We start from the raw sequence: 15,938 nt of genomic DNA on the forward strand, positions 1-15,938 counted from the left end.
CCCGTGCCCGGTTGGCTGCAACTGATTTGGCTCTAGGGCTGGGCCACTGACGCCATTTCACCGAGCTGGGTCGATGCGATCGAGAGCTTGGACAAGGTCCAGGATCCCGATTCATCGAGCTGGCGCTGAACCAGATCAACCCGGTCCGCTTCATCGCCATTGACGGTATTCCACGCCTCGACCAGTGAATCGGCCCATTCCCGTGACGGGCTTTCGACGCCACTGGCCAGAGAACCGCCAGCCTGGGCGGCAAACCGCATCGCCGACGCTGCCAGCGTCTGCTGGCTGGCATAGAGATCTTCCATCAGGCGGCGCACGGCCAGTCGGTCCCAGTGCAGCTCGGAGGACACTTCCTGCCCCAGACCGCGCAAACGGTCGAAGCGGAAGCGGGCCCCGATCGCATGATAGATATAGGCGGTCGAAGCGAGCGGCCAGTCACTGGCCACGGCCATATCGATCACATCGGTCGATGAAGTCAGTGGCCGCAACTCGGCGACAGCCTTTGCCAGGGCGGCCGGAGCGCCCGCTGCGACAAATTTCTGCTTGCGGGCCCGGACACCCTTGCGCTCGTGATCGGAGATGATCTCGTGCGCCATGGAACGCAATTCCTGCACGCCGGCCTGATAATTACCGATTACGGTACCGATATTTTCCAGGGCCGACGCTGCGCGTCCGCGATTACGCCGGACCAGCCAATAGGCCTGACGACGCAAGAGCCGGATGATCTCACCATGCAGTTCGATCTGCACGGAAGCCGGCGCCTTGTTGTCGAGGCTGTTGATTTCGGTCGAGAGTTCGCTGAAGCGGAAAATCTGGCGGCCGACCTCGAAGGCATGGGCGATGGCCGGCACCGCGGCCGCCGTTGAATCGATCGCCCGGTGGATGAAGGTCGGCCCACCCAGATTGATCATTTCATTGGCGAGAACCGTGGAGATAATCTCCCGTTTCAGCCTATGGCCCTCCATGGCGTCAGTATAGCTGTGGAGGCCTTTCGGGAAGTAATTGACCAGCATGGAATGGAAATGCGGGTCGTCTGGAACATCCGACGCAACAAGCTGGTCGAACAGGGTGATTTTCGCGTAAGAGATCAGGACCGCCAATTCAGGGCGGGTGAGCCCCAGGTCGCGCTCCTTCAGACTGCGCATGGCTTCAAGATTCGGCAGGCCCTCAACCTCGCGATTGAGCTGCCCAACGCTTTCAAGCCGCGCCATGAAACGCTCATGCGCATCGAGATCGGCGATGCTGGAATGCTCCGCCATCGAGAGCGCCAGGGTCTGATCATAATTGTGTTTGAGGACATGATCGGCAACGTCATCGGTCATCGATTCCAGCAACACATCGCGGTCAGCAAGGCTCATCGCGCCGCTGCGGACCATGGGCCGAACCAGAATCTTGATATTCACCTCATGGTCCGAACTGTCGACGCCGGCCGAATTATCGACGAAATCGGCATTGGCCCGGCCGCCGAGGCGACTGTATTCGATCCGCGCCGCCTGGGTGGTACCGAGATTGGCACCCTCGCCGATGACCTTGACCTTCAAATCGGCCGCATTGACGCGAACGCCTTCATTCGTCTTGTCGCCGACCTCGCCATGCTGTTGATGGCTGGCTTTGACATAGGTGCCGATACCGCCAAACCACAGCAGTTCAGCCTCGGACTTGAGCAGGGCGTGAATGAGTTCCGCCGGGCTGGCCGTGGGTGTTGTCAGCCCGGCCAGGGCCCGGATCTCGTCGGACAGGGGCAAAGATTTTTCAGCCCGCGAGAAAATACCGCCGCCGCTGGAAATCAGTGATTTGTCATAGTCCTGCCAGGAGCTGCGGGGCATGTCGAACAAGCGCTTGCGCTCATTCCACATCTGCTCGCAATCACCCGGATCGGGATCGATGAAGATGTCGCGATGATCGAAGGCCGCGAGCAGGCGAATCTGTTTCGACAACAGCATGCCGTTGCCGAATACATCGCCGGACATGTCGCCCACACCGATGACGGTGAAGGGCTCGGTCTGGATATCCTTGTTCAGCTCCCGGAAGTGGCGTTTCACCGATTCCCAGGCACCTCGCGCGGTAATCCCCATCTTCTTGTGATCATACCCGGCCGATCCGCCCGAGGCGAAGGCGTCGCCGAGCCAGAAATCGAACTCGTCGGTCGCCATGCCATTGGCTGTATCGGAGAAGGTCGCCGTGCCCTTGTCGGCTGCAACAACCAGATACGGGTCATCATCATCCCAGCACACGGTGGATTGAGGATGAACCACAACATCATCGACAATATTGTCAGTGACATCGAGCATCCCACGGATGAAAGTCTTGTAGGCTTCGCGTCCGGCTTCGAAAATCTCGTCGCGCGAACCGTCGCGTGGCAGGGTTTTTGGATAGAATCCGCCCTTCGAGCCAACCGGCACAATGACGGCATTCTTGACCTGCTGCGCCTTGACCAGGCCGAGCACTTCGGTGCGGAAATCATCACGCCGATCTGACCAGCGCAGGCCGCCACGGGCGACCGGGCCAAAACGCAAGTGAATGCCCTCGACATCCGGCGACCAGACAAAGATTTCGCGATAGGGCTTGGGCAGGGGCAGATCGACCAGCGAGGCGCTGTCGATCTTGATCGATATCCGCGGCTTCACATCGCCGGCAGCATCGGCTTGATAGAAATTGGTTCGCAGCGTCGCCTGGATGAGCGCGAACATGCGGCGCAGGGCGCGGTCATGGTCGAGACTGCGAACCGCATCGAGCTGGGTCAGGATTTGCTGACCGACCTCAGTGGCCGCCTCAATCCGGGCCTTGTGTTCGCCGTCGAAGCCGGGGTCAAACTTGACCCGGGCCAGTTCAAGCAGACCACGTGCGATATCCGGGTAGGCAGCGAGCGCCTCTTCCTGGATCGCCTGCGACGGATCAAGACCGGTCTGCTGACGATAGCGCGCACAGGTACGCAGGAAAGCCGCCTCGCGCCAGGTCACGCCGATCTCGACGATCAGGCGGTTGAAGCCGTCATCCTCGGCGCGGCCCTCGGCCATGGCGAGCAGGGCATCCTCGAGCTTGGGGCCCAGTTCTTCCAGGGATTGATGTTTGAGCGCGTCGGAACGGATCTCGAAATCATGGACATAGGCCCGGTCGACCAGCTCGCCATTGCGGCCGCGCCGGTCAACGGGGAAACCGGTTTCCTGCACGACGTAAACGCCGAGATTTTCCAGTACGGGCATGACCCGGGACAGCGAGACCGGCTTGCCGACGCGATAGATCTTGAGACGCAATTCGGTCTGCTCATCATCGGCTTCGCGATAGACGCGGACCGCAACCTTGTCACTGGAATCGAGTGATTCCAGTTTCATGACATCGGCCAGCGCTTCGCTGGAATCATAGAGCTCGCGATAACCGGCCTTGAAGGCGTCCTGATAGGCCGGCATGCGCAATCGGATCGCTTCCGACGCTGTGCGCCGGACATGGGTTTCCAGATCGTCTTCCCAGGTGCGCGACAGCCGCGTCACGCGCCGCTCGAGCTCGGCAATATCCGGCTCCGGGTGATCGAACGGGTTGAGGCCGATAATGAAGTGGACCCGCGCCAGCGAACTGTCACCGAATTGCGGGTAATAGGCGGACAGGCGCCCGCCAAAAGCTTCGCGGATCAGCTCACCGGCCTGTTCGCGAACTTGGGAATTATAACGGTCGCGCGGCACGAAGAGCAGGGCGGAGACAAAACGGTCGAACTGGTCGCGGCGAATGAAGAGCTTGGTGCGCGGCCGGTCATGCAGGTGCAGGATGCCGAGGCAGATTTCCAGCAGGTCATTCTCGTCGGTCTGGAAGAGCTCGTCGCGCGGGAAATTCTCAACCGTATTGCGCAGCTTCTTGGCATTATGCGTACCCGGCGCCTTGCCGGCACGCTCAAGAACGCGGCGCACCTTGCGGCGGATCAGCGGCACCAGGGACGCGCTCTGGTCATAGGCTTCGGCTGTAAACAGGCCGACGAAGCGCGATTCACCGATCACGGCCCCGTCTTCGCGATACCGTTTGACGCCGATATAATCCATATAAACGCGGCGATGGACGCGCGACTTCATATTGCCCTTGGCGACAATGATGGGCGTCGGCTCGCGCAGGAACGTCTCGATAGCCGGGGTCAGGACAGCCGGCTCGGACCCCTTGCGCAGGACGTGGCGCTCCGGATCACGCAACACACCACGCCCGGAATCCATCCGCACACGCGGATGGCGATCGGCCATCGAGCCGTCTTCGCTGACGTCGAAATCATAGATGCGGCAGCCGAGGAATGCGAAATGGTCATCGCGCAGCCAGCGCAGGAATTCCAGCGACTCGGCAATTTCCTCGGGGGAGGCCAGGGTTGTCGCCTGTTGCAGATGAGCGATCGACTCGTCCATCTGGGCCCGCATGTCCGACCAGTCCTCGACGGTGACACGCACATCGTCGAGCGTCGCCGTGACACCCTCGATCAGGGTGCGCCGGGACAGCTCGTCGAGCTCGGGCAAATGCACCTGGATCATGGATTCAGCCGTGCAACGGCCACCCTCGGCGACGCGATTGCCTTCGGCATCGCGCCGGACCTGGACGATCGGGTGGAACATGGCGACAACGTCATGGCCCTGGGCACCAATCTCGCCCATCACCGAATCGACGATGAACGGCCGGTCATTGCCAATTATTTCAAGAACATCGCGGCCAAGGTCGGCACCGTCAGCGCGGGTTGCCGTGCGCATACGGACCAGAATGTCATCGCCGACACGCCGGTCGCCATAGAGCCAGAATTCAACGCTGAGCGCAGCGAGATCCTCCACGGAGACCCGTTCCAGGTCATCCGACAGGGCATCGTCATAGATTTGCGCTATGAAAGCGTTGCCGGTTTCGCCGCACTCCGCTCCAAATTGATCTTGCCAGCGGCGCCGGGCCGCTTCCATGAATTCCGCACGCGTGTAGGCATGCGCGATTCCGACGACCGCCCCCATGATACGGCGCTCCTCAGCTCAGGTTGATCCAAACCTGAGCCTAGACCTGTTTGCCACCGGCGCAACCCGGCTATGCCGCTGAAAACGCAATTGCGCTATTCCAATTGGGGTGGGTCAGATAATGCGGCACCGCCGGGCAGGGACAGGGAGCCCGACGGTGCCTGACAGACCTCATTCGGCAGGCTGGGGGGACGCACGTTAGAGGCCTGATCATTCGCTGGAACCGTTCGGGGGAAACGTCTCCAGGGCATTTACCGGCAGGGCATGCAAGCCGCTGCCAGCACAGACATGGGGAGGATCAAACCGTATTCCAACCCCCCGCACATCACAGATTTGCGAGCAGCGCCGGCACTAGTGCGGGCGGCTGGCCGTCTCGGTGGCGAGCAAGCACTGGGTGACATCGGATTCACCATCGTCCATGGCGCGCTGGACGCCGTAACGCAGCACTTCGACGAGATAGGTCAGATCATCATCATTGCTGTCGAGCGCCCGCAATTCCGTCTCGACGAAAGCCAGCGCCAGATCGGCTACTTGCAGGCGGTCGCGGTCATTATCGGCCTGCCGCATATCCGGGAAGAACGTGTCGAGTGATTTCTGGGTCATCTGCCAATTCCAATCGTTTTCAGGGTTGGGGCTGTGGGAGACCGCAGCCAGGTCTCCACAACTTCATCCAGCGGCATTGTGCTGCTGAGGCGGTCGATCAGATCGAAGGAAATGTCGCGAACACTGGAGGCCGAGCGCAGCCCGACCGCCCGGCCACCGACGGCTTCCGGGATCACGGTCAGCTGCTGTCCGCGCGCAACGGCATCGAACATGGTCGCCATCAGCGAAAACGGCGCCGAGAACCCGACCAGAAAACACGGCGGTCCGGCATAATGGCGGACCATGCGGCCGAAATCAGGGTCCGAATAAGCCGACAGGCCGGTGCGGATGAAGACGGCCTCGCGGGACAGTGGACGCAAGCCGTCTATCGGTGCGCCAGGCACGGTGAGGCCGCAATTGATCGCCGGCCGGTTGCTTTGATACTGGCAATGAAGGATGGGCCAGCCGGACAGGCGCGCCGAGGTCAACAAACGCCGGATGCGGTCCGCAACAGCGCCATTGCTCCCATCATCCTCGCCCTCGCCGGGCTCAAGCGATTCACGCTGACAATCGAGCAGGACGAGGGTCGGCAGATAGCGGGTCATGCGAGCTCCTCCGGACGGCGGTGCTTGCGCGGCGCCCGCCGCAGGGACCGATCAAACGGCCCGGGCCGGTCCCAGTCACCATCCGGACGGATAATGGCCAGCGGATCGGAGTCCATGGTGATGGCATTGGCCGGACGCTCGAGCGGGTGCTCGATCTCGACGTATTCATAGTCGGAGAACATGAAGCTCGGCCGCCCCGGACGGACCCGGAAACCGTGTGAGCGCCAATAGGCGACCCGGTTGAGCTGGGCATGGCCAAGCACCTGACGGTAGCCGCGACGGGCGCTGTAGCGCAGGGCTTCCTGCATCAGGGCCCGCATGACGCCGTGGCGGCGGAAGGTCGGCAACACCGCAGCGCGTTCGACCTTGGCGAAATCGGCAAACCAGCGCAGCCGAAGGACACCGACCGGCTCACTGCCGCGCCAGGCAATCAGGTGCGAGGCCGCAACCAGGTCATTGCCGTCATATTCCTCGTTATAAGGCGCGCGCTGCTCGCCCAGATAGGTCACACCCCGCAAGGTCATCGCCATGACGACATGATCGAAGCTGCGCGCGACAGTCACGCGCAACCGGTCTCGGCTCTCCGCATTCATGCGTAGTGCTCCTCTGAGGTTTTCTGGTTGCGAAGCGCCAGTTTCTCGGCGATTCGATGAGGAAAGCCCGTACTGCCAAACAGCAGTGTCGTGCCGTCGGGACGGCCCAGCGGCACGAATCCGAGCCGGGACATAAGCTTTTCACCCGGCACCGAGCGGGCGCGGGCGTAAACGCGGATATCGCAATAGACTCCGAACCAGACGGCGAGCAGGCCGCGTAAGGATGCGGCCTGATCCATCGGCGAGCGCCCTGCCATGCCCCAGGACAACAGGGCGTGAGCGTTTTCAGACGGCCCGCACACCCATTCGCGCTTCGCATTGGCAAAGCCGAACTGGCCGGCCAGCAGGGCCTCGACACCCTGTGCGGTCAGCGGGATCGACGCGAGGAGCGCGTTGGCCTTGCCATTCCTGCGACGCAGCTGCAGCGCACGCCCGGTCCAGGCCTGGACCTGCCACAGCGCGTCCGGCCCGGCGACCTCGCCCTCAATGAGCTCATCGGCGAGTTGGTGGAACTCGTCGATCTGGTGTTTGTGAACCTGCGTGAAACCATATGGCCCGACAGCTGCATGGAGTCGCTGGTCCTGAAATTGAACGCCGGACCGGGATGGGCTAGGCTGATCGACTGAACTACGCATCGGGCATTCCTGTTTTGGTCTGACCCAATTGGCTTAACACCGCTGCCATGCACGCGGCCTCTTCGAAGTTGGAATAGTGGATAGTCAGCAAACAGCCATCAGCCTGCGTCGCAACGTATTTGACTGGGACGACCTCCAGATCTTTCACGCTGTCGCCACGACGGGATCAATGAGCGGGGCGGCTGCGGCGCTCGGCTGCCAGCAGCCCACCGTCAGCAAACGGATGCGGCAACTGGAAAGCCGGCTCGGCGCCCAGCTGATCGACCGGCGTGCGGACGGCATTGTGCTGACCCAGGCCGGCGAGGCGGCGCTGGATTATGTGCGGACGATGCAGCGTTCGGCGCAGCAGCTGGAATCGCGCATCTCCGGAACCGATACGGCCAGCGCCGGCGATGTGACGCTGCATGCGTCCGACGGGTTGTCGACCTATTGGCTGGCGCGTCACGCGCCACGCTTCATGCGCGTCAACCCGGGCATTAATCTTCACTTGCACCGGGCCGATGCCGGGATAGGCCCGGCGCCTGACCTGTCGATTACGTTCACGCCAGACAAGGATATGGACGCGCCAACCTCGGCCCTGGGCTCGATGCATTACATGCCGTTCGCCTCACGCGAATTCATCAATACCTATGGTGTGCCGAAATCGACGCACGACCTGCTCAATCTGCGTTTCCTGAAGCTGGAACAGTATGATCGCGGCCTCTCGCTCTGGGAAAACCGCAATGAAGTCGTTGATGCCTACATAAATTATGCCTTCAGGACGGATGTCAGCTCCATCCTGTTGGAAACTATCAGACATGGCGGCGGGATCGCCATGGCGCCGACCTATCTGGCTGCGCTGTATCCGGACGAACTCGTGGTGCTGGACTATGGTGTGAAGCAAGATGTGCGTTTCTGGCTGAAATACCTGCCAGGCAGCCAGCGCGTCGGACGTACAAAATGCGTTGGCGACTGGATCGCCGAGATTTTTGACCCTAAGGATAACCCTTGGTTTCGTGCGGAATTCTGCCATCCCGGCGAGTTTTGCGAGATCGAAGTTATAAAGCCACGATAATGAGGTTGTTATGAGTGCTAGAGGCCCAACGAGTATTGACCAGCACGTCGGTGCTCGCCTTCGCCTGCGGCGCAGCCTGTTGGAAATGAGCCAGTCCGAGCTCGGAGAAAAGCTCGGCGTGACATTTCAGCAAGTTCAAAAGTATGAGCGCGGCACCAACCGCATCGGCGCCAGCCGTCTGTTTCATGTCGCCCGCGTCATGGAAGTCCCGGTGTCCTACTTCTTCGAAGGTCTGGATACCGATGGGGCGTCCGAGTTGAAGGGTCCTGACTCCGAAACACTCTACGACTTCATCGCAAGCCCTGACGGCCTTGCTCTGGCTTCGGCATTCTCCGGAATTCGCGATCAGACCGTCCGCCGCAGGGTTATCGACCTGCTGAGATCACTGGCCGTTTGAATATTGGCCGATACCTGTCGGCATTGTGAACGGATCTGCCCCGCTATTGCCCGGGCCCGGTCCTGCTCGCGCCTTATCAACCCCTCAGCTTGAGCCAATCAATGCTGAGGGGTAATTCTTGTGCGACCGAAATCATCCAGAACGTCATCTGCCGACCATTCAACCGATCGGGCCGCAGCGGCTGCGGATCGCGAGGCGTGCGCCACATCGCACCCCTGGTTCCATCTCAACAGATCGGGCAAGGCATCAGGCTCAACGCTTGATATGGCTGCGACCACGCGATTCCCGCGACGCCCCTGAAGGGCACGCCCGCGACCAGACAGGGATCCGTGCCCGGGCGCTGGTCAGTTGCGGCCTGTGTACCGAAGCAGACTGATCGGCCAGCGCCAGAGCGAACGGCCCGCCGCGTCGCTGCGGCAGGTCACACCATACTCATCACAAATCTGGAAGAGAATGGAGCGGGCGATGAGATTCGAACTCACGACATTCACCTTGGCAAGGTGACGCTCTACCCCTGAGCTACGCCCGCTCATGTCTATGCGGGGACTAGCCCCGCCAGGGAGCGGGGTATATCGCGCAAACAAAGACGGATTGCAAGAGGGAGATTCCGTCGCGGTGCACAAGGGCTTGATCCGGCCCGCCCGGCGGGCTTCAAGACAGGGATGAGCGTTTCACGACCGGAATTATTCGCCCACCTCGATGGGCTTGGCATCCGCCATGAGACTGTCAGCCACCGGCCGGTCTTCACGGTCGATGAGGGCAGGGATATCAAGGCCACACTGCCCGGTGGTCACACCAAGAATCTATTCCTGAAGGACCGCAAGGGGCAGGTGTTTCTCGTCACCGCCCTGGCTGAAACCGAGATCCGCCTCAACCGGCTGCACCGGCCGCTCGGCAGCGCCCGCCTCTCCTTCGGGCCGGAGGCACTGCTGTTCGAAACGCTGCGTGTGCGCCCCGGCTCGGTCACCGCGCTGGCGCTGCTGAACGACACTGATGGTCGGGTGCGCTTCATCCTCGACCGGGCTCTGATGGAATGGCCCATTGTCTATTCACACCCACTGCTCAATGACGCCACCACCGGGATGGCTCCGGCCGACCTGGTCCGCTTTGCCGAATCGACCGGTCACGCGCCGCAACTGATTGACTTCACCGAATTGCTTGATGATGAAGTTGGCACGCAGTAACGGCTTGCACCGGCGGCGCTGCAGGGCCATTTACTGAGCAAGACGCAGCGAGGAAACGCACCATGACCCTGTTCAATACCGGAGCCCCCGACACCGATACCGATGATCTGGTCAAGGACTCCTCCGACAGCAATTTCATGGCGGATGTCGTCGAGCCCTCGAAAACCGTCCCGGTCCTGGTGGATTTCTGGGCGCCCTGGTGCGGCCCTTGCCGCCAGCTTGGCCCCATGATCGAGCATGTTGTTCGCCAGGCTGAGGGCGCCGTGCGTCTCGTCAAGATCAATATCGACGAGAATCCGGGCATCGCGCAACAATTGCGCGTCCAGTCCATCCCGGCCGTATTTGCCTTCAAGGACGGTCAGCCTGTTGACGGATTCATGGGCGCGCTGCCGGAAAGCCAGATCAAGGACTTCATCCAGCGGATTTCCGGCAAGGGCCCGAGCGAAGCCGAGTTGAAGGCTATCGTTGATCGCGGCATGGCCGGGCTCGAATCCGGCGATCTCGGTGGTGCCGCACAGGACTTCGCCTCAGTCCTCCAGCTCGACCCCGGCCATGCTTCCGCCCTGGCGGGTCTAGCCCGCGTCTGGCTCAAATCTGGCGATATCGACAAGGCAGGCGAGATATTGGGGCAAGTCCCGGCCGATCGCGCTGGCGACCCGGCCGTCGAGGCCGCACGGACGGCGCTTGAGCTGGCGAATGCCGCCCCGGCCGACGATGCTGTGACATCTGGCTTGCGCCAGACAGTCGCGGCCAAGCCGACCGACCTGCAGGCCCGCTATGATCTCGCCGAAGCGCTTCTCGCAAGCGGCGACCATGCCGGCGCTGCCGATCAATTGCTTGCGATCACGGCGCTTGATCGCGAATGGAATGAACAGGCAGCGCGAACGCTGTTGCTGAAAATCTTTGAAGCCGCCGGACCGATGAGCGAGGTCGCTCGCGATGGTCGCCGGCGCCTGTCTTCAATCCTGTTTGCCTGAGGAGGCCATGATGAGTGACTCATCCGCCGCATCGACCCATCGCATGGTTGACCCGAAACTGCTCGAGATACTGGTCTGCCCCGTCACGCGCGGGCCGCTGGTCTATGACCGGGAGGCGCAGGAACTTGTGTCCGAAGGCGCGGGCCTGGCCTATCCGATCCGCGACGGGATCCCGATCATGCTGCCCGAGGAAGCCCGACAGCTGGAGCAGGCCTGATGGCGCGGCCCTGGCCGGAGCAATTGCGCTTCTCCAAGGCGGACAAGGCCTTACATGTCCGCTTCGATGACGGCATCTCGTTTTCCATTCCCTTCCAGACCCTGCGGACCGAGAGCCCCAGCGCCGAAGTCCAGGGCCATGGGCCGGATCAGAAAGTGACCGTGACCGGCAAGGAAAACGTCCAGATCACCGCCGCCGAACCCGTCGGACGTTATGCGGTGCGGCTTGTTTTCGATGATGGCCATGATAGCGGCCTGTTTACATGGGATTATCTCTATGCGCTCGGCGAGGCTGACGCGCGCCCATAAGCAAGGCTGGCGCCGCACCATGGGACGCACTAGTCTGGCAGGCCTAGCTGATCATCGGGTGATTCATGAAATTCTTCACGGTTATGGCCGCGCTTGCGGCGAGCGCGCTGTGCAGCGCGACCAGCCTGGCGGCGCCGGATGACTTCACGACCGGCCCCCTGATTGAAGGCTACGGCGCTGTGGCGCCCGTCAGCAACCAGATGCCGATACCTGATGGCACCGTTTTCCGGGTCGCATTTGACCTCTCCAGGCCGGCGGAAGTCGGCGAAGTCAACCGGAAGCTCGACAGTGCGGCGCGCTTCCTCAACATGCATATCGCCGCCGGAATCCCGGAAGAAGATCTGCACATTGCTCTTGTCGTGCATGGCGGGGCCGTCGAAGACGTCACCACCGGCTCTCATTTCATGCCTGGCATGGAGCCGGCCAATGCCGAGCTTGTCGCGAGACTGATCGAGCACGGTGTCCGGATTTATGTCTGCGGCCAGAGCGCGGTCTATCATGACATCGAAGTCGAGGATTTAATGCCCGGCGTCACCATGGCGCTCTCGGCCATGACCGCGCACGCTCTGCTGCAGCAGGACGGCTATACACTCAACCCGTTCTGACCCGCCGCTAGGCGGCGTCCAGCCGCTTGCCGCGCAGGAGTTTGGGCGGATCACCGGTATCGCCGCCGGCCTGGCGCATGAAAAAGCGCCGTGCCGGACCGATCTGGTTGACGATCGACAGGCCGATCCCGCGCAATTGCCGCAAGGGCTCGATATCATTCGAGAACAACCGGTTGAAGATATCGGTCCCGGCCGCCAGTGAGGCGCTGTCGAACTTGCGCCAGCCCTCATAGCGCCGAAGCGTCGTCAGCGCACCGATATCCAGTCCGACCCGCTTGGCTTCACCACAAACCTCTGCCAGGGCAGCGGCATCGCGAATCCCCAGATTGAAGCCCTGACCGGCGAGCGGATGAATCCCGCGCGCGGCGTCACCGACAAAGGCGATCCGCTCGGCACAGAAATTCTCGGAGAATTTCAGCCCCAGCGGATAGGCCCAGCGCGGACCCTCCGGGCGCAGCTCGCCGAGAAAGTCGCCGAAACGGTTCTCGAGTTCCTGTTGGAAAACATCCGCATCCGCCGCCTGCAGCGCGTCTGCGACATCCGAAGGCTCGGTCCAGACAAGCGATGAACGATTGTCAGGAAGTGGCAGGATGGCAAAGGGGCCTGACGGCAGGAAATACTCATAGGCGACGCCGTTGTGGGGTTCGGCATGACGCACGGTGGCGACCAGGCCCTTCTGGCCGTAATTCCAGCCTGCGCTCCGTATCTTGGCCTGGGCGCGGATGCGCGAGAATTTGCCGTCGCACGCCACCAGCAATTTGCCGGAAAGGCGCCGGCCGTCGGCGAGGATGACATCGACGCCATCAGGGCGCGCCTCATAACGCTCGGCCATGACCGGCGCGATGGAAATGATATTCGGTCGCTCCAGCACGGCGCGGGCCAGCACCATGCGCGTATGCCGGTTTTCGGCCATCCAGCCGAGCGGCTCGCCCTCGGGGCCTTCACTGATCTCGCGGCGATCGAAATGCAGGCTGTGCGGCCCCGGCCCGCCAGGGCGCGTGCCGCCATAGGGGCGGCCATCGCAGACCATGATGTGTTCGATACGGGTCGTGTAGGGCCGCAACTCATCGGCGATACCCAGGGCCTCGAACAGGCGCCAGGACGTAAAGGCGAGGGCCGAGGCACGGCCGTCGAATTCCGGGGCCAGCTGGGTGTCGATCGGCAATGTATCAACCACCGCTACCCGCAGACCGGCCTGGTCCATCGCCAGGGCCAGGGTCAGGCCGGCCAGGCCACCACCGACAATGATTGCATCGCCGTCGAAGAAATTGTGTTCGCTCATGGGGCCAAGAATAGGCAATTTTCCCGCCCGTTAAAGCGGGCATCGCGCCGCAGACGCATTAACCTCTGTTTACCACCCGGATACCCTTGCCGGGCTAGAACGGGGCATGACAAAACGCGCCGCATCCAAATCCGACACCGAAGCCCCGCAGCCGGGCCGAATCTGGCTGACCCGTGCGTCCGATCTGATCCTCGGTGGACTGATGCTGGTCAGCGGTGGCTTTCTGCTGACCGCCTTGCTGAGCCATAACGCGCTCGATCCGAGCTGGAATGTCTCGGCCGAGGGTGATGTGCGCAATCTGATGGGCCGGCCTGGCGCCGGCTTCAGCGATGTCATGCTGCAATCATTGGGCTGGTCAGCCGCCGGACCGGCGATCGCGCTGATCATCTGGGGCGGCGTGCTTCTGCTTCGACGGCCGCGGCGCCGCCCGGCGTCCATCGCCGGCTGGCGCTGGCTGGCTGCCGCGATCGGCACGACCGGATTTGCCGCGGCGGCCAGCGCACTCCCCCTGCCCAATGCCTGGCCCTTTGCCAGCGGGCTGGGCGGTGCACTCGGCGATATGGCGCTGGGCGGATTGCGCGGCTTGCCCGCCTCACTCGATCTGCCAGCGGCAACCGGTATCGGTGCGGCCTTCGGCCTGGTCTTCGCCATTGCCGGGATTTTCTTCACCTTCGGTCTGCGGTCGCGTGACCTCTCTGCGGCGTATGATGCGGCCGGCCTCGCCTGGGCGACCGTGCGCGTCTGGTTCGACGCCCTGCGCGGCCATGGCATGTCCCTGGCCCGCTTGCTGAGCGATACCGGCACACGGAGTGATGCCCGCGATGAGATCATCCGCGAAGAACCGGTCCTGCGCCGGGCCATGCGGGCCGCCGACGGGGATCATGGCGATGAGCACGAGCTCGACGACGCGCCACAACCCGCCTTCAGTTCAAGCGTCAAGGTCGCCCCGACCCGGCGCTCGGCCACCTCAGAACGCGATCACCGCGAGGCCCAGGGCTCCCTGGCGTTTGCCAGGACCCAGGGCTTCAAACTGCCGCGTCTCGACCTTCTCGCCAAACCACAACAGCGAAATGGCGCCGTCGATGAGCTTTCCCTGCGCCAGAATGCGGTGCTGCTGCAGGGCGTACTGACTGATTTCGGGGTCAAGGGCGAGATCGTCCAGGTCCGCCCGGGTCCGGTTGTGACCCTGTATGAGTTCGAGCCCGCTCCCGGGGTGAAATCCTCACGCGTGATCAATCTGGCCGATGATATCGCCCGCTCCATGAGCACCACCGCAGCGCGCGTGGCTGTCGTGCCCGGACGCAATGCAATCGGCATCGAACTGCCCAATCCCAAGCGCGAAACCGTCTTCCTGCGCGCGCTGCTGAATTCGAAAGTGTTCGAGGAGAGCAAGGCCGAGCTTCCAATGGCGCTGGGCGAGACGATCGGCGGCGAGCCCTTTGTCGCTGATCTGGCGCGCATGCCCCACCTGCTGATCGCCGGAACCACCGGTTCGGGTAAATCCGTGGGTATCAATGCGATGATCCTGTCCCTGCTCTACCGGCTGCCGCCGGAAGATTGCCGCATGATCATGATCGACCCGAAAATGCTGGAATTATCCGTCTATGACGGCATTCCACACCTGTTGACCCCGGTCGTCACCGATCCGAAAAAAGCCATCGTGGCGCTGAAATGGGCCGTCCGCGAGATGGAAAGCCGCTATTTGCGGATGTCGAAGATCGGCGTGCGCAATCTGGCCGGCTTCAATGAACGCGTCGCGGTTGCCGAGGCAGCCGGCGAGCCGCTCTCACGCACAGTCCAGACCGGCTATGACCGCGAAAGCGGCGAACCGATCTTCGAGACCGAGATTATCCAGGCCGAGAAAATGCCCTATATCGTCGTGGTGATCGACGAAATGGCCGATCTGATGATGGTCGCGGGCAAGGAAATCGAGGCCGCCGTCCAGCGCCTGGCGCAAATGGCGCGTGCGGCGGGCATTCATGTCGTGATGGCAACCCAGCGCCCCTCGGTCGATGTCATCACCGGCACGATCAAGGCCAATTTCCCGACCCGGATCTCCTATTCGGTGACCTCGAAAATCGACAGCCGCACCATCCTTGGCGAGCAGGGCGCCGAACAGCTGCTCGGCATGGGTGACCTGCTTTATATGGCCGGTGGCGGACGTCTGCGGCGCTTGCACGGACCCTTCGTCTCAGACACCGAGGTCGAGGAAGTCGCTGCCTATCTCAAGAAACAGGGCGCGCCGGAATATCTCGATGCCGTCACGGCCGACAGCGATGATGGCGAGAGCGGCGCCCTGGGGCTGGACGGCGAGGCCAGTAGCGGCGATGCGTTGTTCGATCAGGCCATTGCCCTGGTCGCGCGCGACCGCAAATGCTCCACCAGCTATATCCAGCGCCGCTTGCAGATCGGATATAATCGCGCGGCAACCCTGGTCGAGCGCATGGAAGAGGAGGGCATGATTGGCCCGTCCGACCACGCCGGACGCCGCGAAATCTACCTGCCCGAACACAATGTGGCGTGACGCACAAATGAACGTCG

15 protein-coding genes and 1 tRNA gene are annotated in these 15,938 nt (G+C 62.3%); 8 read left to right on the plus strand and 8 right to left on the minus strand.

Annotated features, from left to right (window positions below):
• Positions 1 to 32: 32 nt before the first annotated feature.
• The 5 genes from ACN0YJ_RS00585 to ACN0YJ_RS00605 form a co-directional block, all read right to left on the minus strand.
• Positions 33 to 4,958: an NAD-glutamate dehydrogenase gene (locus ACN0YJ_RS00585; RefSeq protein ID WP_417495032.1), complete on the minus strand. Its 4,926-nt coding sequence runs from the start codon at positions 4,956 to 4,958 to the stop codon at positions 33 to 35.
• Between the two features lie 351 nt (positions 4,959 to 5,309).
• Positions 5,310 to 5,561 carry a hypothetical protein gene (locus tag ACN0YJ_RS00590; protein WP_417495033.1) on the minus strand — a complete coding sequence of 84 codons (252 nt, stop codon included), beginning with the start codon at positions 5,559 to 5,561 and terminating at the stop codon, positions 5,310 to 5,312.
• Positions 5,558 to 6,145 carry an isochorismatase family protein gene (locus ACN0YJ_RS00595; RefSeq protein ID WP_417476508.1) on the minus strand — a complete coding sequence of 196 codons (588 nt, stop codon included), beginning with the start codon at positions 6,143 to 6,145 and terminating at the stop codon, positions 5,558 to 5,560. Before ACN0YJ_RS00595 ends, ACN0YJ_RS00590 begins: the two co-directional genes overlap by 4 nt.
• Positions 6,142 to 6,738 (minus strand): GNAT family N-acetyltransferase, encoded by a 597-nt coding sequence (locus ACN0YJ_RS00600; protein ID WP_417476509.1) that lies wholly within the window; start codon positions 6,736 to 6,738, stop codon positions 6,142 to 6,144. The genes ACN0YJ_RS00595 and ACN0YJ_RS00600 overlap by 4 nt, the downstream gene beginning before the upstream one ends.
• Positions 6,735 to 7,373, minus strand: a complete 639-nt coding sequence (locus tag ACN0YJ_RS00605) for a hypothetical protein (protein WP_417476510.1) — start codon at positions 7,371 to 7,373, stop codon at positions 6,735 to 6,737. Before ACN0YJ_RS00605 ends, ACN0YJ_RS00600 begins: the two co-directional genes overlap by 4 nt.
• Before the next feature lie 76 nt (positions 7,374 to 7,449).
• On the opposite strand from ACN0YJ_RS00605, the gene ACN0YJ_RS00610 reads away from it, so the two are divergent.
• Complete coding sequence (locus tag ACN0YJ_RS00610; protein ID WP_417476511.1) at positions 7,450 to 8,427, plus strand: LysR family transcriptional regulator; 978 nt, start codon at positions 7,450 to 7,452, stop codon at positions 8,425 to 8,427.
• A 10-nt stretch (positions 8,428 to 8,437) separates the two neighbouring features.
• Positions 8,438 to 8,824, plus strand: a complete 387-nt coding sequence (locus ACN0YJ_RS00615) for a helix-turn-helix domain-containing protein (RefSeq protein ID WP_417476512.1) — start codon at positions 8,438 to 8,440, stop codon at positions 8,822 to 8,824.
• Positions 8,825 to 9,168: 344 nt separating this feature from the next.
• Here the strand turns inward: ACN0YJ_RS00615 and ACN0YJ_RS00620 are convergent, their stop codons facing one another.
• A complete protein-coding gene (locus tag ACN0YJ_RS00620; RefSeq protein WP_417476513.1) occupies positions 9,169 to 9,306 on the minus strand; it encodes a hypothetical protein in 138 nt (45 codons plus the stop codon).
• Positions 9,279 to 9,353 (minus strand) — tRNA-Gly (locus ACN0YJ_RS00625). Before ACN0YJ_RS00625 ends, ACN0YJ_RS00620 begins: the two co-directional genes overlap by 28 nt.
• 133 nt (positions 9,354 to 9,486) lie before the next feature.
• Between ACN0YJ_RS00625 and ACN0YJ_RS00630 the strand changes: the two genes are divergently transcribed.
• The 5 genes from ACN0YJ_RS00630 to ACN0YJ_RS00650 all read left to right on the plus strand — a co-directional run bounded on the left by ACN0YJ_RS00630 (position 9,487) and on the right by ACN0YJ_RS00650 (position 12,115).
• A complete protein-coding gene (locus ACN0YJ_RS00630) occupies positions 9,487 to 10,008 on the plus strand; it encodes a prolyl-tRNA synthetase associated domain-containing protein (protein WP_417495034.1) in 522 nt (173 codons plus the stop codon).
• Positions 10,009 to 10,070: 62 nt separating this feature from the next.
• A complete protein-coding gene (trxA, locus tag ACN0YJ_RS00635; protein ID WP_417495035.1) occupies positions 10,071 to 10,985 on the plus strand; it encodes a thioredoxin in 915 nt (304 codons plus the stop codon).
• A gap of 7 nt (positions 10,986 to 10,992) precedes the next feature.
• Positions 10,993 to 11,202 carry a Trm112 family protein gene (locus tag ACN0YJ_RS00640; RefSeq protein WP_417495036.1) on the plus strand — a complete coding sequence of 70 codons (210 nt, stop codon included), beginning with the start codon at positions 10,993 to 10,995 and terminating at the stop codon, positions 11,200 to 11,202.
• Positions 11,202 to 11,510: a gamma-butyrobetaine hydroxylase-like domain-containing protein gene (locus tag ACN0YJ_RS00645; RefSeq protein WP_417476517.1), complete on the plus strand. Its 309-nt coding sequence runs from the start codon at positions 11,202 to 11,204 to the stop codon at positions 11,508 to 11,510. Before ACN0YJ_RS00640 ends, ACN0YJ_RS00645 begins: the two co-directional genes overlap by 1 nt.
• A gap of 65 nt (positions 11,511 to 11,575) precedes the next feature.
• Positions 11,576 to 12,115, plus strand: coding sequence for a DsrE family protein (locus ACN0YJ_RS00650; RefSeq protein WP_417476518.1), 540 nt, complete (start codon positions 11,576 to 11,578; stop codon positions 12,113 to 12,115).
• Between the two features lie 7 nt (positions 12,116 to 12,122).
• On the opposite strand, the gene ACN0YJ_RS00655 is transcribed toward ACN0YJ_RS00650, so the two are convergent.
• The gene (locus ACN0YJ_RS00655) at positions 12,123 to 13,397 is read right to left on the minus strand and encodes a UbiH/UbiF/VisC/COQ6 family ubiquinone biosynthesis hydroxylase (protein WP_417476519.1); all 1,275 of its coding nucleotides are present in this window, start codon (positions 13,395 to 13,397) and stop codon (positions 12,123 to 12,125) included.
• A gap of 106 nt (positions 13,398 to 13,503) precedes the next feature.
• On the opposite strand from ACN0YJ_RS00655, the gene ACN0YJ_RS00660 reads away from it, so the two are divergent.
• Positions 13,504 to 15,921, plus strand: a complete 2,418-nt coding sequence (locus ACN0YJ_RS00660; RefSeq protein ID WP_417495037.1) for a DNA translocase FtsK 4TM domain-containing protein — start codon at positions 13,504 to 13,506, stop codon at positions 15,919 to 15,921.
• Positions 15,922 to 15,938 lie beyond the last annotated feature (17 nt).

The organism is Maricaulis sp. (assembly GCF_048270095.1).
Classification (GTDB): domain Bacteria; phylum Pseudomonadota; class Alphaproteobacteria; order Caulobacterales; family Maricaulaceae; genus Maricaulis.

Excerpts from the sequence above, each read along its gene's own strand:
- ACN0YJ_RS00590 (WP_417495033.1), bottom strand. The coding sequence starts at position 5,561 with ATGACCCAGAAATCACTCGACACGTTCTTCCCGGATATGCGGCAGGCC.
- ACN0YJ_RS00660 (WP_417495037.1), top strand. The coding sequence starts at position 13,504 with ATGACAAAACGCGCCGCATCCAAATCCGACACCGAAGCCCCGCAGCCG.
- ACN0YJ_RS00655 (WP_417476519.1), bottom strand. The coding sequence starts at position 13,397 with ATGAGCGAACACAATTTCTTCGACGGCGATGCAATCATTGTCGGTGGT.
- ACN0YJ_RS00595 (WP_417476508.1), bottom strand. The coding sequence starts at position 6,145 with ATGACCCGCTATCTGCCGACCCTCGTCCTGCTCGATTGTCAGCGTGAA.
- ACN0YJ_RS00630 (WP_417495034.1), top strand. The coding sequence starts at position 9,487 with ATGAGCGTTTCACGACCGGAATTATTCGCCCACCTCGATGGGCTTGGC.
- ACN0YJ_RS00585 (WP_417495032.1), bottom strand. The coding sequence starts at position 4,958 with ATGGGGGCGGTCGTCGGAATCGCGCATGCCTACACGCGTGCGGAATTC.
- ACN0YJ_RS00605 (WP_417476510.1), bottom strand. The coding sequence starts at position 7,373 with ATGCGTAGTTCAGTCGATCAGCCTAGCCCATCCCGGTCCGGCGTTCAA.
- ACN0YJ_RS00640 (WP_417495036.1), top strand. The coding sequence starts at position 10,993 with ATGATGAGTGACTCATCCGCCGCATCGACCCATCGCATGGTTGACCCG.
- ACN0YJ_RS00615 (WP_417476512.1), top strand. The coding sequence starts at position 8,438 with ATGAGTGCTAGAGGCCCAACGAGTATTGACCAGCACGTCGGTGCTCGC.
- ACN0YJ_RS00645 (WP_417476517.1), top strand. The coding sequence starts at position 11,202 with ATGGCGCGGCCCTGGCCGGAGCAATTGCGCTTCTCCAAGGCGGACAAG.
- trxA (WP_417495035.1), top strand. The coding sequence starts at position 10,071 with ATGACCCTGTTCAATACCGGAGCCCCCGACACCGATACCGATGATCTG.
- ACN0YJ_RS00650 (WP_417476518.1), top strand. The coding sequence starts at position 11,576 with ATGAAATTCTTCACGGTTATGGCCGCGCTTGCGGCGAGCGCGCTGTGC.
- ACN0YJ_RS00600 (WP_417476509.1), bottom strand. The coding sequence starts at position 6,738 with ATGAATGCGGAGAGCCGAGACCGGTTGCGCGTGACTGTCGCGCGCAGC.